Consider the following 24,939-nt stretch of genomic DNA (forward strand, 5'->3'; position numbering starts at 1 on the left):
TAACTAAGGCAAAAGTACTAAAAAATTAGATACAAAAGAAGGTTTTTGAAAAAAAACACTATTTGACATACGAATAATGTCTTTGCTGCCATAATTCTAAACTGGCGCTTATTTTGAAGACTAGTCTTTTACTGATATACTTTAAAACGTCGTATATTGTTTATTTTCTGTATTTTATGTTATTTTGATATTTCTTTTGTTTAAGTAGATAGGTGCGTCTGTTGTTAATAAATGTTATCGCTGTTAAGGTTTATTTGTGTTTTATGTGTACTAATTCTAAGTTGGTTTATCAAAAAACAATGATTGGTTATTGTCGTATTTCTTATCTTTGTCGCCAAACAAGCACTTAATAAAGATAATATTTTTATTTTAGGTGAAGTTCTTTTGCTTATTTTAATAACAAAACCTGATATATAATGAAAAACTATCCAAAAATCGGAATTCGTCCAATTATTGATGGCCGTCAAGGCGGAATAAGAGAAAGTCTTGAGGAAAAGACCATGAATTTGGCAAAAGCTGTAGCAGAACTTATCTCTAATAACTTAAAAAACGGAGACGGTACTCCTGTTGAATGCGTCATAGCAGACGGTACGATAGGTCGCGTAGCTGAGGCAGCACGATGTGCAGAGAAGTTTGAAAATAATGGTGTGGGGGCCACAATTTCCGTTACATCATGCTGGTGTTATGGATCAGAAACAATGGATATGCATCCTTATTGGCCGAAAGCCGTATGGGGATTCAACGGTACGGAGCGTCCGGGAGCTGTTTATCTTGCTGCAGTACTTGCTGCTCATGCTCAGAAGGGACTTCCTGCATTTGGTATTTATGGACACGATGTGCAGGACTTGGATGATAATACAATACCAGCTGACGTGGCTGAGAAGATATTGCGTTGGGCGCGCGCCGCTCAGGCTGTAGCAACCATGCGCGGCAAGTCTTATCTGTCTATCGGAAATGTTGCTATGGGTATTGCTGGAAGTATTGCCAACGCTGATTTCATGCAGGAATATCTTGGCATACGTGCAGAACAAGTGGATATGACTGAAATTCTGCGTCGTATGGATGAAGGCATCTATGATAAGGATGAATACAAGAAGGCCATTGAATGGGTTAAGAAATATTGTGTTCCCAATGAGGGTGAAGACATAGGAAATAGAGATGTCAAGAAAAAGAACCGTGAGGAAAAGGATGCCGACTGGGAGTTTGTCACAAAGATGACAATGATATTCAGAGACTTGATGACTGGCAACGAGAAGCTGCTAGAGGCCGGATTTAAGGAAGAGGCATTAGGCCATAATGCTATAGCCGGAGGTTTCCAGGGACAAAGACAATGGACTGACTATAAGCCTAATGGTGATTTCTCTGAGGCAATGCTAAATACGTCGTTCGACTGGAATGGTATACGCGAGCCTTACGTGTTTGCAACAGAAAATGATACATGCAATGGTCTGACAATGCTGTTGGAACATTTGCTGACAAACCGCAGCGCTATATTCTCTGATGTCAGGACATATTGGAGTCCAGAGGCTGTTAAGCGTGTTACGGGTAAAGAGCTCAGCGGGCGAGCTTCAGGAGGAATTATACATCTTATAAATTCTGGCGCCACAACTCTGGATGGAACAGGACAGTGTTGTGATGCCGACGGAAATCCAGTGATGAAGCATCATTGGGAACTTACAGACAAAGAAGTTGAAGCATGCCTTTCTGCTACTACATGGTATCCGGCAAACCGTGATTATTTCCGTGGCGGAGGCTTCTCATCCAACTTCCTGTCTAAAGGTGGTATGCCTGTAACTATGGCACGTCTTAACCTTGTAAAGGGACTCGGACCGGTGCTTCAGCTTGCTGAAGGATGGACGGTAGACATCGATCCGGAAATACATAAGGTAATAGACAAGCGTACAGACCCGACTTGGCCAACTACATGGTTCGTGCCGCGTCTTTGTGACAAACCTGCCTTCAAGGATGTTTATTCTGTTATGAATAACTGGGGTGCAAATCATGGAGCCATCATTTATGGTCATATAGGTGCAGACCTTATTACTCTTGCGTCTATGCTCCGTATACCAGTTTGTATGCATAATGTTGATGACGACAAAGTGTTCCGTCCTGCAACATGGAATGCTTTCGGCATGGATAAGGAAGGAGCCGATTTTAGGGCATGTGCCAACTTCGGACCTCTTTATAAATAATTTTTTATAGGTTGAGAAAGTATCATTAGAGGGAGCGGGAACGGACTTTGTACGTTTCCGCTCTTTTTCATGTAGGTTTCTGCATTTTATGAATTTTATGGCCGTTATGCCTTATTGGTTGGCGGAACGTTATGTATGTGCAATTGATTTTGTCCGTATATATACATATTGTAGCTACCATGCTGTTTTCAAATCTATACATTGTATGCGTTTTATCTGATATGTGTCCTTTCGCTGTGTAAAATGCCGTCTTTCAGCCTTCAATTTGCCACCTTTTGCCGTATGAAACATGCCCTTTTGTAACTGCTTGAATATCAATGTTATATATGCCCTTATGAAATCCGTTGATTTGATAACAGTAATCCAATGAATTTTCGTTCATAAATCAGTGAATTAGCGTTGTAAAATCATAATGTTTTGTTTGTCACTATTTTAATATAACTCATATTTCAGTTATGATGTAAGCTAAAGTCATTATAAATCGCTGATTGTCAGATTTATGACATGTCATCATTTGCATGTGTGCAGAAAATGTGTTAACTTTGCACCGCAAATTACAAATAGTAAATATTTAAAAATATGAAAGCATTTGTTTTTCCCGGACAGGGAGCACAGTTTGTAGGTATGGGCAAAGACCTGTACGAGAGTAATCCATTGGCAAAAGAACTTTTTGACAAGGCTAATGACATTCTCGGTTATAAGATAACAGACATCATGTTCAACGGAACAGATGAAGAACTTAAGCAGACAAAGGTAACTCAGCCTGCAGTATTCCTTCATAGTGTAATCAGTGCATTGTGCATGGGTGATGCTTTTGCTCCGTCAATGGTTGCCGGTCACTCTCTCGGAGAGTTCTCTGCTCTTGTTGCTGCCGGTGCATTGAGCTTTGAGGATGGACTTAAGCTTGTCTACGCTCGTGCAATGGCAATGCAGAAGGCCTGTGATGCCGCTCCTTCAACAATGGCTGCAATAATAGGTCTTCCTGATGAAAAGGTAGAGGAAATTTGTGCCGAAGTAAACAAGGAGGGACATGTATGTGTTCCTGCAAACTTTAACTGTCCTGGACAGCTCGTTATAAGTGGTAACATTGAAGCTATAAATGAAGCTTGTGAGAAGCTTAAGGCAGCAGGAGCTAAGCGTGCTCTTCCGCTGAAGGTCGGAGGCGCTTTCCATTCTCCTCTTATGCAGCCGGCTAAAGACGAACTTCAGGCAGCTATTGAGGCAACAGAATTCAGCGAGCCTAAATGTCCTGTATATCAGAATGTTGACGCTAAGCCTCATACTGATGCTGCTGAGATAAAGAACAATCTTATTGCACAGCTTACAAGTTCTGTAAAGTGGACTCAGTGTGTTCAGAACATGATTGCTGATGGTGCCGACGACTTTACTGAGTGCGGACCCGGCAAGGCTTTGCAGGGAATGATTGCCCGTATCGACAAAAATGTTTCAGCTCATGGCATTGCATAAACAGCAATGATGAAACATCATAAGATACTTATATATCAAATCTTTACGCGCCTTTTCGGCAACCGTTCATATAATTGCGTTGAAAATGGAACTCTTGCCGAAAATGGCTGCGGAAAGATGAGTTTTTTTGACGATTCGGTATTAAGACGTATAAAAAAACTCGGTGTAACACATGTCTGGTATACAGGTGTTATACGTCATGCTTCTAAAACAGACTATTCTGCATTTGGCATCCCGTGCCAGCATCCTGCTATAGTTAAGGGTAGGGCAGGATCACCATATGCCATTGTCGACTATTATGACATCGACCCGGATTTGGCTGATGATGTTGACAGGCGTATGGAAGAATTTGAGGCTTTGCTGCAGCGCAGCCATAAGGCCGGGCTTAAGGTTATTATCGATTTTGTGCCAAATCATGTTGCACGCCAATATAAATCGGTAAAGAAGCCTGATGGGGTGAAGGATTTTGGTGAGACAGATGATGTTAACAAAGGGTTTTATCCTGATAATAATTTCTATTATTGCCCTAATGAGAGCTTCGCTCCATATTTTGATTTAAAAGGTGAAGCAGATGATTCATATAGTGAATATCCTGCCAAGGCTACCGGAAATGACCATTTCGATAATCATCCTGGTATTAACGACTGGTATGAAACCGTTAAATTAAACTACGGTATTGATTATTGTGATGCAGGAGGCCGTTCTTATCATTTCGCTCCTGTGCCAGATACATGGCATAAAATGAGAGATATACTCTCGTTTTGGGCAGCTAAAGGTGTTGACGGCTTCCGTTGTGATATGGCTGAGATGGTGCCTTCCGAATTCTGGTATTGGTGTATTGGTAAGATAAAGACAGATTATCCTGATATAGTGTTTATTGGTGAGGTATATAATCCATCACTTTACAGGAGCTATTTGGGGAGCGGTTTCGACTATCTTTATGACAAAGTCGGCATGTATGATTGCCTTTGCAGAGTCATCCGCGGAGAAAGTGCTGCTTCAGACATAACTTACCAGTGGCAGGCTGTTGACGATATAAAGGAGCATATGCTTTATTTCCTTGAGAATCATGACGAACTGCGCTTGGCCAGTGATTTCCTTTCTGGTAATGCATACAAGGCTTTGCCGGCTGTTGTTGTAAGTGCCTTGCTCTACAACAATCCGTTTATGTTATATGCCGGTCAGGAGTTTGGTGAACGTGGTATGGACAAGGAGGGATTTAGTGGCTTGGATGGACGCACTACGATATTCGATTATTGGACGGTTGCGTCTCTTTACAATGGGTATGTGAACAGACGTAAGCTTACATCAGATGAAAAATGTCTGGAAAAGGCTTATTCAGCCATTCTTAATATAGCCAAGAATGAAAAGGCTGTGAGTGAAGGCATGTTTTTTGATTTGATGTATGTGAATCCTAAAAGTGACATCTTTGATTCTCATCGTCAGTATGCTTTTCTTAGAAAGGCAGATAATGAGGTGTTGCTTGTTGTGGTTAATTTCTCAGATTCAGATGTTACATGTGGCGTAAATATACCCAGGCATGCATTTGATTATATGCAGATGGCCGAAAAATCTGTCAACGCAACTGATTTGCTCACAGGCAACACTGTTATGCTGCCACTTAAGGCAGATTCTGCTGTAGAATTAAATATTCCTGCATACGGAGCCCGGATATATAAATTTTTAGTATAGAAATCTTTATATCATACATCTTTCTAACAGTTCATAAATTAATGCCATGGCAGAAGATTATATTTTGAATGCGCACAATAAGGAAGAATTTCCACCTGCACATACTGCAGAACATCTTCTCAATCAGACAATGATACGAATGTTTGGTTGTGAGCGGTCAACTAATGCTCATATTGAGCGCAAAAAAAGTAAGATAAGTTATGTTCTTGACCATAAGCCTTCCCGTCATGAGGAACGTGATATTGAGAGGAAGATGAATGAGCTTATCGATGAGGACTTGCCTGTAAGTTTCGAGTTTGTCAATCGTGATAATGTGCCTGAGGGAGTGTCGCTTGACAGGCTGCCGGAAGATGCGTCTGAAACATTGCGTTTAGTCCGTATTGGCGATTATGATGTATGCCCGTGTATCGGTAAGCATGTGCGTTCTACGTCTCAAATTGGCCGATTTGAAATTCTAGGAACTAATTGGGATGAAGAGAAACATACTTTCCGTATAAGATTTAAAATTGTGCAATAAATAATCTTTAGCGATTTTGTAAGTCTTAGATATAAAAAAAAGATGTGTCCAAACAATGGACACATCTTTTTTATTTTGTTTCAATTTCCTCCTGCATGTCAATAAAGTGCTTCTTGCTGTCATAAAATTCGTATTGCAAGAAGGCCATTTTCTGAGAAGGAATTACATGTACGCCCATGCCATATTTCATCTGCCATTTGCGTTTAAGGCTTATTATGCCTTGATTGATATATGCTGCTACATAGGGATGTACATGCAGATAGAATTTCTTAATTCCAATCTTATTGACTAGTCTGTCAATTTTTCTCTCAAGCTGGTCAACAAAAAGTATGCTGGATTTTATCGTTCCTTTGCCAAAACAAGTAGGGCAGGTTTCTTCCACATTAACATCCATTGCAGGACGGACTCTTTGGCGTGTTATTTGCATAAGTCCGAATTTACTTAGTGGTAAGATATTGTGTCGTGCACGGTCTTTTTGCATATTCTTGCACATTCGTTCATAGAGCAGTTGCCTGTCTTCGGCTAGGTTCATGTCTATGAAGTCTACAACAATAATACCTCCCATATCTCTTAAGCGCAATTGTCGTGCAAGTTCGTCTGCTGCGCCAAGATTAACATCAAGTGCATTGGCTTCCTGACCATTTGCGGAGCGTGTTCTGTTTCCGCTATTAACGTCTACAACGTGCAGGGCTTCTGTGTGTTCTATAATTAGATATGCACCATGCTTGTAGTTTACAATTTTGCCAAAGCTCGATTTTATCTGTTTGGTGATGTTAAAATTGTCAAAGATCGGGACATTACCAGAGTACATCTTTACTATATTTGCCTTGTCCGGGGCAATTAGGGTTACGTAATGTTTTACTTCTTTGTAGACCTCTTCATCATTTATATATATATTTTCGTATGACGGATTAAACAAGTCGCGTAACAATGCAACGACACGACTAGTTTCCTCATATATTAGTTGAGGTCTTTTTTCTGTCTTTTGTACTTTAGTAATGGTTTCCTCCCAACGCTTTAAGAGAATCTTCAGTTCGGTGTCAAGTTCTGCAACTCTTTTGCCTTCGGCAACAGTACGTACAATAACGCCAAAATTTTTAGGCCTTATACTGTTGATTAGCTGTTTGAGTCGTGCTCGTTCCTCACCACTTTTAATTTTTGAAGAAACAGAAACTTTATCATTAAATGGTATCAGAACCAAATAACGTCCTGCAAAACTTAACTCACCAGTCAGTCTGGGACCTTTTGTTGATATTGGCTCTTTAACAATCTGTACCATCACCTCTTGTCCGACACGCAACGTATTCTGTATGCTTCCGTCTTTTTTCAAATCAGGAAGATGAGTCGCTTTTGACAAGGGGAAAAGTTTCTTTCTGTCGCTTTTTACTTGTTTTAAATACTTTTCGTATGAGTCAAATTGGCTTCCTAAGTCAAGATAATGGAGAAAAGCATCACGTTCGAAACCAACATCTACAAAACAGGCATTAAGCCCAGGCATCAGTTTTTTGACTTTTGCCATATAGATGTTGCCAACTGAGAAAGACGCTGAGCGCTGCTCAGTCTGATACTCTACTAGATTTTTATCTTCCAGCAGGGCAATCGAAATCTCTTTCTGTTGGACGTCAATTACAACTTCGCTGGTCATTTCTGGTTTTCTGAACTTAGTTTTGTCAAAAAAGAGGGCATGTCCACCGGTCGTTATAGGCTGTGATGACATGCCCTTTAATTTCTGAATTTACAGACTTATCGAAGCAATTTACTTGCTCTTATGTCTGTTCTTTCTTAATCTTTTTTTACGCTTGTGTGTAGCCATCTTGTGGCCCTTTTTCTTCTTACCGCTTGGCATAGCTTATAAATTTAAATGGTTTATATAATATTGTTAAATTAAAAATCCGCACTTATTCGCCTTTCATTTTGCTTACAAAGCTCTTAGCGGGCTTAAAGCTTGGAAAATCGTGAGCTTTAATAACTATTGTGGTATTCTTTGATATGTTACGTGCCGTTTTCTCGGCTCTATGCTTAACGATGAAACTGCCGAAACCGCGCAGGTATACATTTTCTTTCTTTTCAAGTAAGCTTGTTTTTATAACTTCCATGAAAGCTTCAACTGTTGCAGAAACATCTTTTTTCGCAATACCTGTTGATTCTACAATTTCCTCAATTATATCTGCCTTAGTCATTTTTATATGAATTTACTATTTATCGGTTCTTAACTTTTCATTTGGGCGTGCAAATATAATAGTTTTTGTTGTGAAACGGAAATTTATTTTGCTTTTTTTGCGATTTTGGAGTCTTAAATATGCTCTAAATCACTAACTTACATAATTTTGTCATTAATTATGTGTCGCAAATTATGTGAATATTATTTTTATTGTAAGTTATTAAAAAGTGATTTTACGTTTCCGCATAATATATGGTTATTATTATATTTTATTGGTTTTTAATTGTTTTGTTTTTCATTATTCTTACTTTTTTGAATTAATCAATTTGCTTTTATGTCTGATTGGCATTAAACAGAACCGCCTTAACATCTGATTAAATGTTAAGGCGGTTGGTCTGTTTATACTTTTTCTCTTATTTAGTTTCTATAAAATCAGGCTGCCTATTTGGTAACAGCATGCAGAAACGCACCATGCCAGAAATGTTGTATAAACCATTGTAAATATTGGCCACTTCCAACTACCGGTCTCGCTTTTTATTGCTGCAATTGTTGCTATACAAGGGAAATAAATCAATACAAATAGCAAATACGAAAAGGCAATGAGCGGAGTTATTCCGTCCGCCTGCATCTTTTTATTCAGGATTTGATATTTTTCAGATTCATTGGATACATTATCGTCATCGGCATAAAGTACACCCATTGTTGATGCTATGATTTCTTTTGCGCCAACTCCTGCTACAAGACTAACGTCAAGTTTCCAGTCGAAACCTTGTGCCCTGAATATAGGTTCAATTGATTTTCCGATGACTCCAATATAGCTTTGTTCTTTTTGTTCTTGATTGCTTAATTGCTCATTATGAGGGAAATAACCTAAGGCCCATACTATTAGACTTGCAACGAGAATTATTCCTCCCATTTTTTTAGGTACTGCTTGCCTTTTTCCCAAGTATGGCGTAGTATGGCTTTTGCTGTAGGAAATCTGTATGGAGGCAGTTCCATGACGAAAGGAGTGTCGTCTCCTTTAATAAGCCATTTGCTGAATATACGGCTCATTAGCACAGCCATAGCTATACCGATGACATAAAGGGATATCATGATGAGCGACTGATATTTTACTGCAAAGAATGTACCTATAATCATTATGTAGATAGGTAGGCGTGCGCTGCAGCTCATAAGTGGCAATACCAATATCGTAATTAGTCGGCTGCGTCTGTTTTCGATAGTTCGTGTTGCCATTACGGCTGGTACGTTGCATCCAAATCCCATGATAAGCGGAATGAACGATTTGCCGTGCAGTCCCATCTTGTGCATTACTTTATCCATGATGAAAGCAGCTCGGGCCATGTAGCCAGAGTCTTCCATGAATGAAATTATAAAGTATAAGATCAATATTTGAGGAAGAAATACGATTACGGCTCCAACACCTGCTATAGCCCCGTCAATGACCATGGCTTTAAGTGGGCCGTCCGGCATTATAGATCTCATGAATTCACTTATGAGATTTACACCACTTTCAATCCAGTCCATAGGGTATTGGCCTAACGTGAACGTAATTTCAAACATTAGGTACAAGAATATGAAAAATAGTGGGAAACCAATGTATTTGTTTGTTATTATGGCGTCAAGGACATGAGTAAGCTGATATGTGTCTGTTTTGTTTCCTTCTTCACAACCAGCTTCTTTCATGGCTCCATGTATGATGCCATATTTTGCATTCATTATGGCTGTTTCGCTGTCTTCTCTGGTTTCTTTGAGAATTAGTTCAGCTGCGTTGTCCCGAATTTTTATGATATCTTCTCCGTTTGGAAGATCTTTTACCTGAGTTTCTATTTTTGAATCTTTCTCAAGTAATTTTATTGCCAGGAAGCGTGTTGAATATTTGTATCGGATTTGTTCGTTTTTTTGTATTTCCTTTTTTACATCGTCAATTGCTTGTTCTATGTATTTCCCATGATTTAAATGGATGTGTCTGAGATTGTTCTTTCCCGGTTCGGTAACACCTTCATATACGTTTATGACAGTTTTGAAGAGTTCGTCAATGCCGCGTCCGGTTTTAAATACTGTAGGGACAAATGGCATTCCGAATAATTCACCGAGTTTATCATAGTCAAGTTTGTCCCCTCTAGATTCAAATTCGTCGAACATGTTTAATGCTCCGACAATTTTGAGATTCATGTCAACCAGTTGTGTCGTAAGGTAGAGGTTTCTTTCAATGTTGCTTGCATCAATAACATTAATAATGACATCAGGAGTATTGTCGATTATTTGTTTACGTACATATAATTCTTCGGGGCTATATGCTGAAAGTGAGTATGTGCCAGGCAAATCTACCAGATTGAAGCGATATCCATTGTATTCAGCGTGTCCTTCTTTGGCGTCTACTGTAACACCAGAGTAATTGCCGACTCTTTCGTGTGCGCCAGATGCAAAATTGAATAAAGATGTCTTTCCGCAATTGGGATTACCTACCAAAGCAACGTTTATTGTATGACTTTTTTCCAATGCAACTTTGTGGAGCATTTCATCTGTGAGCAGATAGTCTTCATCTGCTGTTTGAGATATGTTTGTCATTCCCAACTTCTTCGCCTCTTCTTCTTCTAGCTGCGGGGCGTTGTCGGCCGGTATGATCTCAATCATTGCGGCTTCTGTATGCCGTAATGAGATTTCATACCCCATTATTTGATATTTCACGGGGTCCTGAAGTGGAGCGTTAAGCAGTACTTTGACGATTTTTCCTCTGATGAATCCCATTTCAACAATGCGTTTGCGAAATCCACCATGTCCCATTACCTTAACAATAACACCTCTTTCTCCTGTCTTTAGTTCTGATAATCTCATCTTTTTGCCATTTTAATAAGTAATGCAAAAGTAACAAAAAATAATGATTTCGTATTTATATTTTAGTAAAATACCTATTAATGATGATAAGTTAGTTAATGTGTTGCCTATATTTTTATTTTCGGCTATAGATTATCATTATGCAATGGTAATATTTTGCTTTTCTTGAAGCCTAAGGAGAGTCAGATGTCGTTTAGTAAAAATGTTTTGCAGGAAAAGGAATGTGAAATAATTGTCGCACATCCTTTTCCTGCAAAATTGTTTATAATTAATTTCTTATTGTTTAGAAATGATAATCGGGTCTTCTTGTTCCTTTTTCCATTCTTTTAAATAGTCAAACCATTTTTCTGCATTGTGAAAACCGAACTTTTCATTGTCACTGCAGAATGTGATTTTATAGTTTATCTCATTAGTTTTTGAACTAATTACGAAAGCATAGTTGTCTTTATTGGCGGCTTCTTCGCTGATAATATATTCTCGTGGTATGTAAATTCCCAAGCCTACTGTTTCGCGCTTATGTCCTGCGCTGTCTTTTTCAGATACAGGCCAATCTGTTCCCCAACATCCACGTAAACCTTGTTTGTCTGAAAATTCCTTTGAATTTTTTACGTTTATTATACCTGTAGAGAATTTATACTTATCTACGTTTTTATTGAATGTAGCTTTGACATAGCATTCTCTTCTTCCAGTATAAAGAATGTAAAGAGTGGTCATGTCTATTGGTTCCTGACCAGGTTGCGGACGCCATGCAACATCCTTAACTTCAACAATCGTACGTAATGGGCCGCGTGAAATGATGCGTTGGCTTCTTTTGTCAACATCAGTAAGCATTGTTGGCTTACTTCCGTCCCAGCCTCTAAGTGTGCCTAAGCCTAACGTTGAACCTACCCATAATACATCATCTCCGAAACCTGCTTTTTTCTGATCTTTGTCAGGATAGAATTGTGTTTGTTTTAATTCCAGACCTTTGTTGTATTTTCCGTAGATGTCAACAGTTTGTCTATGGTCGAAATAGATTCTGTATGCGACCATGTCGTTCTCAAAAGCAGCTCCGTGGTGATGTAAGGACCAATAAGGATTCACGTCTCTATCTACAGTTAGATGAGAAATATATAAGTTCTGTTTATTGCTTTCTTTAATTTTTTTATTACTCAAAAGCATTTCTACATAAACTTTCGATGGATATTCCTTGGGCAGTCCTTCATTGGACAATGTGATATTTATTTTTTTTGAAGATTTTTTTTCAATATCAGTAATGAAACAGAGTTCATCCATTATGCCATCCTGGTTAATGTCGTCAAGCTGACATGGTATTTCTTTACCTTCACATTTTACTGTTGCTGATCTTACAATGTCTGTGTTATATTCCTTCAGGTTGAGCACTATTGGCTCATTGAGCTTTGATGTTTTGGAATTGTTTGTAACTGTAATTGTGATGTCTTTCTGGGAAAATCCAGGAATACTGATCAGCAGAGTTATTACGCCTGTTAATATTTTTTTGTTCATAGCAATTAATTTTTATTCAATGCAAAGATACGTCTAAATAATTTAAATGCAAAATTGAAATTGGCTTATAACAAATATTGTTGTATTATATGTATAAAAACAAAGTTGATTTATGCTTTTGTTAATGTTAGTTGCTTATTAATAAATGTGGAATATAAATTCATTATTGTTGACTGATTTTTATAAAATTAAAGTTAAATTGCCGTTTTTTAGAGTTTAATTTAATTTTTTTAGCTAATATGTTTGGGGATAATTAGTTTTTTACTAACTTTGCAGGGTAAAAGATTAATGTGTAGTGAAGTTTTCCAAATGGTTATTAGTATTATCAGTTTTTCTTCTTGAGGCATGTGAGCTTAAATTGAAGCCTTTTGAAGATGAGAGCGTCAAGCAACGTATTGAGGTATGTCGCTATGACCGCTTGGAAAGTCAGTATCTTACGACTGGAGATTTTTCTGCATTACAGCAGATGAATACAGACTTTCCTATGGAAACGAGAACATTACTTGAGGATGTTTTGAGAATTGGTGAGGTAAATGATCCGCAGATTAATCATAAGTTTTTGGCATTTTATCAAGATTCTACGCTTCAGACAATACTATCAGATGCAGAGGCTCAGTATGCAAATATGGATGATATAAACAAACTGTTAAACAGTTCGTTTGACCGTCTTAAAGTTTATATTCCAACGTTACCGATACCTCAGATATATGCTCAAATTGGTGCGTTAGATCAAAGTATTGTTGTTGGAAACCAGACCATAGGCATCTCATTGGATAAGTATTTGGGTAAAGATTATCCTTTGTATAAAAAATATTATTATCCATCACAGATCAAGACAATGACGCGAGATAATATAGTACCTGATTGCCTTAATTTTTATCTTCTCAGTCTTTATCCTATGCATGATTTCGAATCACGTACCCAGCTAGAGAGAGATTTGCATATAGGAAAGATTATGTGGGTTTGTAATATTGCTTTGGGATATAAATTTTTTAAATCCCGTTATGTCAATATGATAGACCAATATATGAATAAAAATAAGTCAATTTCAATAGAAAATCTTCTTAAGAACAATGATTATTCGTACATTATAAAGATGTAGAATGTAAATTTTGATATTGGAATATTCTGAAATTTTATATATTCAGCAATATAAAAATACCCAAGAGTACGTTTTTCGTATCTTGGGTATTTTTATATTGTTGAATTTTATCAACTCTCTTTAATTATATCAGGGTTGCTAATTCTTATTTTACAGGAATTTTCTCAATTCTTCTCTGATGGCGTCCACCTTCAAAGGCTGTCTTAAAGAATACATCAAGTATTTTTTCAGCTGTTTTATTGTCAATAAAACGTCCAGGTAATACGATTACATTTGCATCATTATGTTGGCGTATGAGTTCACTTATTTCAGGTGACCAAACCAAGCCGGCACGAACACCCTGATGCTTGTTCAATGTAATAGCCATACCTTCACCACTTCCGCAGATACCAATGCCTGGATATACTTCTCCGCTTTCAATTCCTTCAGCCAAAGGATGTGCAAAATCGGGGTAATCACAGCTCATGTCACTATATGTGCCATAATCTTTATACTGATAGCCATGGTCTTCCAAATATTGGATGACAAACTTTTTTAACGGAAAGCCTGCATGATCGCATGCTAGTCCTACAGTCTTGATGTCCATAATTATTCCTCCATAAATAATTTAACCTGTTTGTATACGTTTTCGGCTGTATATCCGAGTTTTTCATCCAATACTTTATATGGTGCTGAGAATCCGAAGCTTGGCATTCCAAATACTTTACCATTGGCACCTACCAAACCTTCCAATGTTACAGGCAGACCTGCTGTCATGCCAAATATTTTGGCGTTTTTAGGAAGTATGCTTTCTTGGTATTCTTTGCTTTGATTGCGGAAGAGACCTTCACTAGGAACGCTTACGATGCGGATCTTTATTCCGTCTTTACGGAGAAGTTCTGCACCGGCAACCAATGTTGATACTTCAGAACCGTCTGCTAAGAGTATTACATCGAAGTCTTCATCTGAACCTGCGACAACATATGCTCCCTTGCGTGCCTGTTCGTAGTCATTTCCAGCCGGAAGTTTTGCGATGTTCTGGCGTGAGAATATAAGTGCTGTAGGCGTTTCCATATTTTCCATGGCCATAGCCCAGCATACTGTTGTTTCATCTGCGTCAGCAGGACGGAATACTCTTACGCTGTCTTTTCCATGATGGTTCTTGAGTTTTTCCATCAGTCTGATTTGTGCTTCCTGCTCAACAGGTTCGTGTGTAGGTCCGTCTTCACCTACTCTGAATGCATCGTGTGTCCAAATAAATTTGATTGGCACTTCCATTAATGCTGCCATACGTACAGCAGGTTTCATGTAATCAGAGAATACGAAGAATGTTCCACATGCAGGAATTACGCCGCCATGGAGATACATACCGATGCACATGCATGCCATTGTGAGTTCGCTTACACCAGCCTGGAAGAAAGCTCCGCTGAAATCATCTCTTACCATTGATGATGTCTTTTTCAAGAAACCGTCAGTCTTGTCGCTATTTGACAAATCGGCAGATGAACAGATCATATTAGGAACTTGTTCTGCAAGTACGCCAAGGCATGCGGCAGATGCAGCACGTGTGGCCGATCCTTCTTTCTGAACAACAGCACTCCAATCTACTTTAGGAGCATTGCCGCTGAACCATTCTTTCATCTGTGCAGCTTTTTCAGGATTTGCTTTTGCCCATGCTTCTTCTTCAGCATGACGTTTTGCTACAATTTGCTTTAATTCTTCTTTGCGTCTTGCATATAATTCCTGTACTTCGGGGAATATCTGGAATGGGTTTTCAGGATCACCTCCAAGGTTCTTTATTGTATTTACATATGCATTTCCGCCAAGAGGTGCACCATGTGTCTTGATACTGTGCTCATAGCTTGTGCCGTCCTCTTTAAGTGCACCTTTACCCATTACGGTTTTTCCGATGATGAGGGTAGGGCGGTGTTCTTCTTTTTGTGCCTGTTTTAGGGCCTCACGTATTTCGTCAACGTCATTTCCGTTTATTTTAATTACGTTCCATCCCCAAGATTTGTATTTCGCTTCAGTGTCTTCGTTCATAACAACACCACATTCTGTTGAAAGTTGGATGTCATTTGAATCATAGAACATAATAAGATTGTTCAGACCAAGTGTACCTGCAAGACGGCCTGTACCTTGTGAAATCTCTTCTTCTATACCACCATCAGAAATATATGCATATATTTTGTGCTGCATAACTTCTTTTCCAAGACGTGCTTCCAAAAATTTTTCTGCAACAGCGGCACCGGCAGCAAAAGTATGTCCTTGACCAAGAGGACCGGATGTGTTTTCTATACCGCGCTTAACGTCTCTTTCAGGATGTCCAGGAGTTGGTGAATCCCATTGACGGAACATGGCTAGTTCTTCCAATGTGAATTTCCCTTGCAGGCATAATGCGCTGTATAGCATCGGAGACATGTGTCCTGGATCGAGATAAAAACGGTCTCTGCCTTCCCATGATGGATTTTCAGGATCGTATACTAAAAACTCTGAGAATAGTACATTGATAAAGTCTGAACCTCCCATGGCACCTCCGGGGTGTCCTGAGTTTGCTTTTTCTACCATAGATGCAGCGAGAATACGTATGTTGTCTGCTGCTTTGTTCATTAATTTTTTATCGTTCATTATATTTAGTATTAAATTTGATGATTTTCGGGTTATATCTAATAATTTGAAATTATCTTACTTATTACATGCAAAGATAGTTAAATCTTATGATAAAACAAAAGAAAAAGACGTTTAAACTTCAATAAAGTTAATAATGATTTTATCCGCTTTTCAGCAATTGTTTTTATAAGATGATGCCTTATTGTTTATGGTTGCTATTTGCGTTTAATGATAAATGTCTGTTGGTTTTATTTTCATTAATTTACTCCATACGAAATGTGGCATTTGGGCTTGCGATATGATATGTTTCATCATCTAAAAGATAACCGTTTGACTTCTAAAAGGAGTCTGTTTAAAATGTCACAATGAAAGTGGCGTTAATGTCTGAGTGACAGACACTAACGCCATCTTAGACCCTAGAATAGCTCTTTTTCTGTAAATTGTCCGAGTTTTAGATATTTTTTGTATATATCCTCGTATGCTTTTACATTTTCAGGCTGTGGAATATATTCTTTAGAGAATCCGCTATTCATATTTTCTATTGCATCTTCAACTTTCTCATATATTCCTGCTGCTGTTGCTGCAAACATTGCGGCTCCTAATGCGCATGCTTGGTCTGTATTGCAAACTTTTATTGGCTTATTGATGACATCACACATTGTCTGCATTACAAATGGTGATTTAAGCGCGATGCCTCCAATGCCTATGACTTTGTCGATTACTATTCCTTCGTTTTCAAATCTGTCAACAATAGCTTTTGTTCCATATGCTGTGGCTTCTACTAATGCGCGGAAAACTTGTGGGGCATTTGAGCCTAGAGTGAATCCGGCAATTGTTCCTTTTAGCAACTGATTTGCATCCGGAGTGCGTCGTCCGTTTATCCAGTCTGTTGCGATCATCGTGCTTTCGCTGACAGGTATTTTTTCTGCTTCTTCGGTTAGTTTGACGATAATTTTATCGCAAGTTTTTTCAACAATATTGTCAATTTCTTCTTTAGATAATTTATCGCCGATTGTTTGAGGCAGGATTTCTCTTACGGGGAATTCAAGTATTCTTCTGAACATGGCATAGACATCGCCAAAACTTGACTGACCGGCTTCAAGACCAACCATTCCGGGAATTACGCTGCCATCAACTTGTCCACAGATACCTTTTATACATTTTGTACCGATTTCATCATACGATGCAACCATAACGTCGCATGTTGATGTTCCTATTACACGTACAAGCGTATGAGGAGTAACTCCGGCACCAACAGCACCCATATGACAATCGTATGCGCCTCCGGCAACAACAACATCTTCATTAAGTCCTAGACGCTCTGCCCATTCTTTGCATAGATGTCCGACAGGTTTATCTGCAGTTTCTGTCTCCTCGAACAGTCGGGCACGGAATCCGGCAAGTTTAGGCTCTAATGAAACAAGAAAATCTTCAGAAGGAAGACCTCCCCATTCTTTATGCCACATTGCCTTATGGCCACATGCACAGCGGCTGCGGACAATGTCTTTTGATTTATTTACACCGGTCAGTACAGCTGGCAGCCATTCACAATATTCAACTATTGAATATGCCTTCTGAGCAACCTTGCTGTCTTCACGTAAGATGTGCATCGCTTTTGCCCAGAACCATTCAGCAGAATATATGCCACCTTCATATTTAGCATAGTTTATTTCTGACTTTGCACATGCTAAGTTTATCTCTTCAGCTTCTTTTACTGCAGTATGGTCTTTCCATAATACAAACATTGCATTTGGATTGTCCTCGAATTCTGGCAGCATTGCCAATGGAGTGCCAGTCTCGTCTGTGAAGGCAGGTGTTGATCCTGTTGTGTCAAAGGCAATTCCGACAACATTCTTGGCAACTTCTTGTGGACATTGGCTTAAAGCATCTTTTACCGTGCCTTCCAGCACCTCAAGGTAATCCTTGGGATGCTGGCGCCATTGGTTTGCTTTAGGGTTGCAATATAATCCTTGTTTCCATCGTGGATAATATTGTACGCTGGTTGCTAATATTTCACCCGTTGTAGCATTTACAACTAAAGCCCTGGCTGAATCACTTCCGTAATCAAGGCCTATAACGTATTTTGTCATAAAACTACAGCAAAGCTTTGTTCAACATGTAATAAACTTCATTGAAGCGCAGTTCTTTGCGGAACTCATCAACCTTTGTATTTTCATTGATGAATACACACTCTATTCCTGCAATTTCTGCATAATCCTGCCAATATTCTTCAGTAAGATCGTATGAGAAACAGCTGTGATGTGTGCCTCCTGCGTATATCCAACATCCTGCTCCAACTTCAAAGTTGGGTTGAGGAATCCAAAGTGCTGATGCAACGGGGAGTTTAGGCAATGCCTTAGGTTCGATGCATTTTACATCGTTTACAATCATTCTGAAGCGGTTGCCGAGATCTACTACTGTTGCAGTAACACCAGTTCCTACTTTTGAAGTAAATACAAGACGGGCGGTCTGGCTCTTTCTTACTCCTATGCCAAGGAAATGAACTTCAAGTCGTGGCTTAGATGCAGCAATCAGAGGTGATACTTCCAGCATGTGTGACTGCAGGATGGAACTCTGTTCACCATTAAAGTTGAGCGTATAGTCTTCGAGGAACGAACAGCCGTTAGGCATGCCTTGTGTCATGACCCAAATACTGCGGTATAAGGCTGCTGACTTCCAGTCGCCTTCTGCGCCAAAGCCATATCCTTCAGCCATGAGTCTCTGTGAGGCAAGTCCTGGAATTTGGTCGAATCCCATTCCGCTTCTTTCTACGTCTACGTCACCAAGGTCGTCAAAGTTTGTTGTGAAGCCTTTTGCACCTTTGGCTTTCAGTATGGCACGTAAAGCGAGTTCCGCTTTTGCTGCATTCCATACTTTCTTATATGCTTCGCTTGTCTTATCCTCAAGTGAACTGTCATGGTCGTATTCATTGAAATATGTAGCAACCAGATTGTCAACATCAGCGTCCTTTATTTCTTTAAAATAGCTAAGTACTTCGCTGAATGGACAATAATCTACATGATAGCCCAAAACCTGTTCTGCTGCAACCTTGTCGCCGTCAGTAACAGCTACATTATTCATCTGGTCGCCGAAACGCAGGATTAACATGTCTTGTGCATCTGCCCATGCTGCACATACACGTTCCCATACAGCAATATGGTTCTGTGTCTTTTCTTCTTTCCAGTATCCAACTACAAGTTTTCTCCTTATGCGCATACGTGATATTATGTGACCGAACTCTCTGTCTCCGTGAGCACTCTGGTTGAGGTTCATGAAGTCCATGTCGATAGAATCCCATGGAATTTCGGCATTATATTGTGTATGCAAGTGGAGTAGTGGCTTGTGAAGTATCTGAAGTCCGTGTATCCACATCTTGGCAGGAGAGAATGTGTGCATCCATGTTATTACACCGATACATTTTTTCTCATTGTTGGCAGCTGCGAAAAGTTCTGAAACTTCTTTGCTGCTATTTGCGGTTCCCTTATATACCACTTTAATTGGAAGTCTTCCTGAATCGTTCAGTCCGGCAACCATTTCTTTTGAATGTCCGTCAACTTGTTTAACTGCATCACCTCCATATAGAAGCTGAGCACCTGTTATAAACCAAATTTCGTAATTTTCGAATGCTTTTATCATAGTTGTAATTACTTTTTTATGTTATTAAATTTTATTTCTTTTGTCCGTAATATGCGTTTGGTCCGTGTTTCCTGCTGAAATGTTTTTCAACGAGGAGAGGATTCATTGTTGTATCTGGGTTAACCATGAAAGAAACAAATGCCATCTTGGCAACTTCTTCCATCACAACGGCATTATATACAGCGTTGTCTGGGTCTGTTCCCCATGAGAGTGGTCCATGGTTCTTAACCAATACCCCTGGAGTGTGTACATAGTTGATTCCTTTGAAGCGTTCTACAATGACATTGCCTGTTTCTTTTTCATATTCGCCCATCTGATTTTCTGTCATATCTTTTGTACATGGTATGGCATCGTGGAAATAATCTGCATGTGTCGTGCCGATATTTGGAATGTCTTTGCCAGCCTGTGCCCATGCTGTTGCATATGTAGAGTGGGTGTGTACAATGCCTCCGATTTCGGGAAATGCGCGATACAAGACCAAGTGTGTCGGTGTATCTGATGAAGGATTGAGATCTCCTTCAACAACTTTTCCTGTAGCGAGGTCTACAACTACCATGTCAGATGCCTTCATCTCGTCATAGCTTACGCCTGAGGGCTTTATTACAACAAGCCCTTTTTCGCGGTCTATTCCAGATACATTTCCCCATGTAAATATTACCAAGTTATGTTTTACAAGGTCAAGATTGGCCTTAAAAACTTTTTCTTTTAATTCTTCAAGCATAATTCTTATAATTTAAATGTCGGATCTTCCATGTATGCATCATTATTAAAACGATACAAGGCTGCTCCTCGTTTAGATGTAATTTTGTCAATTAAATCGGTCTTTTCAATGAAATCGATTGTCTTTATACGTTTTCTGAAGTTACGTTTGTCGATAGCCTCTCCTAAGATTGCCTCGTATACATGTTGCAACTGCGTTAAAGTGAACAGTTCGGGCAATAGGTTGAAGCTTAGCGGCTCAGATGAAATTCTTCTTCTAAGCAATGATATGGCTTTTTTTACCATATCATTGTGGTCAGAATAGAGTTTGGGCAGTTCTTCAAGATTAACCCATTCTGTCTGATGGTTTTCTTGAAGAGTCTTGTCGTAATCCTTAACGTTTATCAGGGCGCAATATGCTATTGATATAACTCTTTCACCTGGATCACGGTCAACAGCTCCGAAAGCTCCTACCTGTTTCATGTATAAGCCTGTAAGACCTGTCAGTTCATACAATACTCTATTTGCCGCTTCATCCAGCGTCTCGTTTTCTCCAACAAATCCGCCATAAAGAGACCATTCGTTCCTTCCTGGGTCCATCTGGCGTTTTCCTATCAGCAGTTTTAGCTTATTGCTTTCGAAACCGAAAACGATACAGTCTACTGATACAAAAAATTTTGAATGTTCGTTATAATAAATTGTCATATGCTCTAAGTTATTTCGTTATTACCAGAAGTAAATGTAGAATGCCACTGTAATCGCTAATATGATGATGCTATGTATTACATCCCAATGATTCCAGCTTGCACGTGATTCAGCTTTTTGTTCTGGTGTTGCAGTGCCAAATACGAGTCCTTTGATTTTTTCTTCAGATGGAGCTTCTGTACACAAGCTTACGATTACGACAACCAGACAGCAGAAAATCAGCATTACACCACAGAAGTAGAGCCAGTTGAAGTCGTAGAATACTGCTTTAAACCAATTATCTGTTGCGTCTGTTGTATTGCTATAGTAAACCTTTGCACCTAATCTTGTAAGACCTATAATTATTCCAGACAGAAGTCCCCACATGCCTCCTTTTGCTGTTGTTCTTTTCCAGCATATACCTAACAAGAATGCTGCTGCTATGCCGGGAGCAAGTACGCTTTGTACATCTTGCAGGTAGTTATACAATACATTGCCGACGCTTCTCATTATTGGTATCCACAGAATTCCAAGAATTACAATTACCACAGTTGCCATTTGGCCAATTCTCACGAGAGACTTTTCTGAAGTGTTCGGGCGTAGACGTTTATAGAAGTCGATGGTGAAAAGCATGGCAGATGAGTTAAACAATGATGCCAGTGAACTCATGAGGGCGGCTAGAATACCGCATACGACCAAACCTTTCACTCCTGCAGGCAGAATTTTTGCTACCAATGTCGGGAAGGCAGCATCACTGATTGTTACTCCATTTGCATCAACCGGCAGGAAAGTGCCGCCTGATTTTACGTTCAATGCGTATGCGATCATTCCTGGAATAAGGAAGATGAATACAGGAAGTAGCTTTAGGTAAGCACCAAAGATTGTTCCGCGACGTGCCTCTCTTTCATTTTTTCCGGAAAGAACACGCTGTACGATGTACTGGTCTGTACACCAATACCAAAATCCGATAACAGCAGAGCCGACTAATGCTCCAAGCCAAGGATAATCAGGGTCTTTCAGATTGCGCATCAAATCTGTCATGTGATCTCCATATTCGTTAACAGGCTGTATAGAACATACCTGTAGTACTTGGTCCCAACCGCCAACTGCTTTCAGACCTAATACTAAGATTATGAGTGAACCTAATAATAGGATAGGGGTTTGCAGTACAGATGTGTACAACACGCTTTTCATTCCGCCGAAAATAGTGTATAGAGCTGTTATTAATACCAGTCCAATTGCAGCAATCCAGAAAAAGTCAATGCCCCATAACTCTTTAATGCCGAATACTTGTTGGAAAACAAGTCCGCCTGCGTATACCGTAACAGCAACTTTAGTCAAGACATAGCTTATGAGTGATATTACAGATAAAATAGTGCGGCTTTCTTTATTATAACGTTTTTCCAGGAACTCAGGCATTGTGTATACCATACTTCTTGTATAAAAAGGTACAAACACCCATCCAAGAATAAGAATCATCCAACCTTGAATTTCCCAATGTGCCATCGCCATTCCTGAAGATGCTCCGGCTCCGGCAAGTCCGATCAGATGTTCTGAACCAATGTTTGAGGCAAAGATAGATGCACCAATGGCTATCCATGTTGCGTCTCGGCCTCCAAGAAAATAGTCAGCCGAGTCATTGTTCTTTTGATTGATGACCCATACAACTATACCAATCAGTGCCAGGCAAAAGACACCAATTACAATCCAGTCTAATAGTTCCATTTTTTTTGATTAAAATTTTAATAGGTTAATAGTTATTTATTTAATGCTGAATTTGAATATGCAGTGTGAATAGTATTTTTCACCAGGTTTCAAGTTTGCTGTCGGCCATCCTTTTTTGTTTGGTGTGTCCGGATATTTTTGTGTCTCGAGACAGCATGCTGCACGTTTGTTGTATGCAATGCCCTTTTTCCCGTTAATCTTTCCGTTTAAGAAATTACCTGTATATACCTGAATGCCAGGCTCATTCGTGTAGACTTCAAGCATAATGCCTGTCAAGGGAGAATATAGGCTCGCTGCTACTTTTGTATCATCACCTTTACCGTCTTTATATGTATTTAAACACCAGTTATGGTCAAAGCCATTGGCATTCTTTATCTGATCAAATTTGAAATTATTGACATCCTTTCCAATTGCAGTAGGCTTCCTGAAATCCATGGGGGTATTATCTACTTTAGCAATTTCACCCGTTGTCATGTATGTTGAGTCAGAAGGGGTATAATTGTCTGCGTTTATGTACAGAATGCAATTCTCTATATCCTTAGTTGGGTCTCCGTTAAGATTAAAATATGAATGGTTGGTCATATTAATAACGGTTTCTTTGTCTGTTGTTGCTGTATATGTTATGTCCAGACTGTTATTGCTTCTCAATACATATGAAACAGTAGCGGTTACATTTCCGGGGAAATTGTTATCTCCATCTTTAGATAACATTGTTAGTTCTAGTGTCGAGTCATTAGGTTGCTTGGCATCATATACCTGATATTGCCATCCGGATGGGCCTCCATGCAGGCAATGTCCATAATTGTTTGTAGGTAGCTGTATGTTTTTTCCTGCTATTTGTAATTTACCTTTATTTATTCTGTTGGCATATCTTCCAATTGCAGCTCCGAAATCACTTGGACTGTTTACTGAATCTGCATATTGTGCTATATTGTCATATCCAAGAACAACATCTGTTTGTTTGCCGTTTTTATCAGGAACAACAAGTGATACAATTCTTCCACCAAAGTTCGTTATACATACTTCCATACCATTTTTGTTGTTTAGGGTATAGAGTTTTACGGCTTTTTGATTTATAGTTGTATCAAAAGCAGCTTCAGACAATCCTGAGATTGTGCTTACGTTGCTGCCGTTTTTAACTCCGCATGCGGATAATAAACAACATGCAAGGCCTAAATTTAAGATGTTAAATTTAATGTTCTTCATGATTTTATATTTTAGATTGTTATTGGGTGTAAAATTACATTATATTCTTTAGATGCCAAAATATATTAGTCTGTGTTTTTATTTTAACGCTGTTTTTTTGCAAATTTTATCATTTCGCTGCTTTTTGTGTGAATTTTTAAGAGATAAATTTCTCTTATGTAAAACTATTTATGTAGTATGGGTGGGTTTGGGATTTTCTTTTTGTCATACGTTGAATTGTTTTCTTGCTTCTTTAAATTTAATGGGTTGAATATAATGTATGTGAGGCTGAATACAATTTATCTTAATATATTGTTACATAATGATATTTCAGACATGAGCTGTTTTTAATGTATGCAGAGGTGTTGTACTGTTTATATAAATCACTTGTTTACGTACAAAAAGTCTATTACTTTTGCATTAAAAACAATAGACTTTTTATACGTAAACAATAGGTTAATGATTTGAAACTTTTATGCACCTATTCTCTTTCTATTTGTGCTTTTATTGCCCTGTGCTTTAGCGGCTTATTCACTGTTATGTTTATTTTAATTTCAATTTTTCCCCTCTTCAAAATTTGTTGACTTGCTGGATATGCCTTAACAGGCTTTTGCCTAATGAGAAAAAGCTATTTGTGCATAATAATAATTAGCTTTCTCTATAAAATAATTTTGTTTAGTCCTTATTATAGTATATTTTAGTTCAAATGGCATATACGTAATATGTGTCAAATAGAAATGATTTGACTAGTATATAATGTTTATGCGGTAAATACACTAATAAATTTAGTGCACTATTGTAGTAATGTTTATTGAAAATCATTAATACGTGTATTGTTTTTAATTTAACAAGGCGAAATGTTTTGTAATTGTGATTATGATTGTTTTTCTCCCATTTGTGCTTGTTATCGTTTTTTTATATATAATAAAATAGGGAAGCAAAATTT

At 38.7% G+C, this 24,939-nt stretch carries 16 protein-coding genes and 1 pseudogene; 4 read left to right on the forward strand and 13 right to left on the reverse strand.

Going from position 1 to position 24,939, the window contains the following annotated elements; genetic code table 11:
- Nucleotides 1-416: 416 nt before the first annotated feature.
- From fucI to ACU52_RS05925, 3 genes and pseudogenes are all read left to right on the forward strand, one after another.
- Complete coding sequence (gene fucI / locus ACU52_RS05915; RefSeq protein ID WP_053398109.1) at nucleotides 417-2,192, forward strand: L-fucose isomerase; 1,776 nt, start codon at nucleotides 417-419, stop codon at nucleotides 2,190-2,192.
- Between the two features lie 579 nt (nucleotides 2,193-2,771).
- The gene (gene fabD / locus ACU52_RS05920; RefSeq protein ID WP_021854594.1) at nucleotides 2,772-3,659 is read left to right on the forward strand and encodes an ACP S-malonyltransferase; all 888 of its coding nucleotides are present in this window, start codon (nucleotides 2,772-2,774) and stop codon (nucleotides 3,657-3,659) included.
- Nucleotides 3,660-3,668: 9 nt separating this feature from the next.
- Nucleotides 3,669-5,868 (forward strand): annotated as a pseudogene (locus ACU52_RS05925) (alpha-amylase family glycosyl hydrolase).
- Between the two features lie 70 nt (nucleotides 5,869-5,938).
- Here ACU52_RS05925 and ACU52_RS05935 read toward each other — a convergent pair.
- The 5 genes from ACU52_RS05935 to ACU52_RS05950 all read right to left on the reverse strand — a co-directional run bounded on the left by ACU52_RS05935 (nucleotide 5,939) and on the right by ACU52_RS05950 (nucleotide 12,373).
- On the reverse strand, nucleotides 5,939-7,513 hold the full coding sequence (locus ACU52_RS05935; RefSeq protein WP_053398124.1) for an Rne/Rng family ribonuclease: 1,575 nt from the start codon (nucleotides 7,511-7,513) through the stop codon (nucleotides 5,939-5,941).
- Nucleotides 7,514-7,766: 253 nt separating this feature from the next.
- Nucleotides 7,767-8,048 carry an HU family DNA-binding protein gene (locus ACU52_RS05940; protein ID WP_021854589.1) on the reverse strand — a complete coding sequence of 94 codons (282 nt, stop codon included), beginning with the start codon at nucleotides 8,046-8,048 and terminating at the stop codon, nucleotides 7,767-7,769.
- 405 nt (nucleotides 8,049-8,453) lie between these two features.
- Complete coding sequence (locus ACU52_RS15885) at nucleotides 8,454-8,945, reverse strand: nucleoside recognition domain-containing protein (RefSeq protein WP_394330578.1); 492 nt, start codon at nucleotides 8,943-8,945, stop codon at nucleotides 8,454-8,456.
- Nucleotides 8,933-10,867, reverse strand: a complete 1,935-nt coding sequence (gene feoB / locus ACU52_RS05945) for a ferrous iron transport protein B (RefSeq protein ID WP_394330579.1) — start codon at nucleotides 10,865-10,867, stop codon at nucleotides 8,933-8,935. Before feoB ends, ACU52_RS15885 begins: the two co-directional genes overlap by 13 nt.
- 276 nt (nucleotides 10,868-11,143) lie before the next feature.
- The gene (locus ACU52_RS05950) at nucleotides 11,144-12,373 is read right to left on the reverse strand and encodes a DUF4861 domain-containing protein (RefSeq protein ID WP_053398110.1); all 1,230 of its coding nucleotides are present in this window, start codon (nucleotides 12,371-12,373) and stop codon (nucleotides 11,144-11,146) included.
- Nucleotides 12,374-12,668: 295 nt separating this feature from the next.
- Here ACU52_RS05950 and ACU52_RS05955 point away from each other — a divergent pair, with 295 nt between their 5' ends.
- A complete protein-coding gene (locus ACU52_RS05955) occupies nucleotides 12,669-13,475 on the forward strand; it encodes a gliding motility protein GldB-related protein (protein ID WP_021854585.1) in 807 nt (268 codons plus the stop codon).
- 145 nt (nucleotides 13,476-13,620) lie between these two features.
- Here ACU52_RS05955 and rpiB read toward each other — a convergent pair whose 3' ends face one another.
- The 8 genes from rpiB to ACU52_RS05995 form a co-directional block, all read right to left on the reverse strand.
- Nucleotides 13,621-14,061 (reverse strand): ribose 5-phosphate isomerase B, encoded by a 441-nt coding sequence (rpiB, locus tag ACU52_RS05960; protein ID WP_021854584.1) that lies wholly within the window; start codon nucleotides 14,059-14,061, stop codon nucleotides 13,621-13,623.
- Between the two features lie 2 nt (nucleotides 14,062-14,063).
- The gene (locus tag ACU52_RS05965; protein ID WP_053398111.1) at nucleotides 14,064-16,082 is read right to left on the reverse strand and encodes a transketolase family protein; all 2,019 of its coding nucleotides are present in this window, start codon (nucleotides 16,080-16,082) and stop codon (nucleotides 14,064-14,066) included.
- A 398-nt stretch (nucleotides 16,083-16,480) separates the two neighbouring features.
- Entirely contained in the window at nucleotides 16,481-18,154 is a 1,674-nt protein-coding gene (locus tag ACU52_RS05970; protein ID WP_053398112.1) for a ribulokinase, read from the reverse strand.
- Nucleotides 18,155-18,158: 4 nt separating this feature from the next.
- On the reverse strand, nucleotides 18,159-19,700 hold the full coding sequence (gene araA, locus ACU52_RS05975; protein ID WP_053398113.1) for an L-arabinose isomerase: 1,542 nt from the start codon (nucleotides 19,698-19,700) through the stop codon (nucleotides 18,159-18,161).
- Nucleotides 19,701-19,731: 31 nt separating this feature from the next.
- Nucleotides 19,732-20,421, reverse strand: a complete 690-nt coding sequence (locus tag ACU52_RS05980) for an L-ribulose-5-phosphate 4-epimerase (protein WP_053398114.1) — start codon at nucleotides 20,419-20,421, stop codon at nucleotides 19,732-19,734.
- Nucleotides 20,422-20,426: 5 nt separating this feature from the next.
- A complete protein-coding gene (locus ACU52_RS05985; RefSeq protein WP_053398115.1) occupies nucleotides 20,427-21,104 on the reverse strand; it encodes an NUDIX hydrolase in 678 nt (225 codons plus the stop codon).
- Nucleotides 21,105-21,125: 21 nt separating this feature from the next.
- Nucleotides 21,126-22,808: a sodium:solute symporter gene (locus ACU52_RS05990; protein ID WP_021854579.1), complete on the reverse strand. Its 1,683-nt coding sequence runs from the start codon at nucleotides 22,806-22,808 to the stop codon at nucleotides 21,126-21,128.
- Between the two features lie 36 nt (nucleotides 22,809-22,844).
- The gene (locus tag ACU52_RS05995; protein WP_441295429.1) at nucleotides 22,845-24,005 is read right to left on the reverse strand and encodes an aldose epimerase family protein; all 1,161 of its coding nucleotides are present in this window, start codon (nucleotides 24,003-24,005) and stop codon (nucleotides 22,845-22,847) included.
- Between the last annotated feature and the right edge of the window lie 934 nt (nucleotides 24,006-24,939).

Source organism: Xylanibacter rarus, assembly GCF_001275135.1.
Taxonomy (GTDB): Bacteria; Bacteroidota; Bacteroidia; order Bacteroidales; family Bacteroidaceae; genus Prevotella; species Prevotella rara.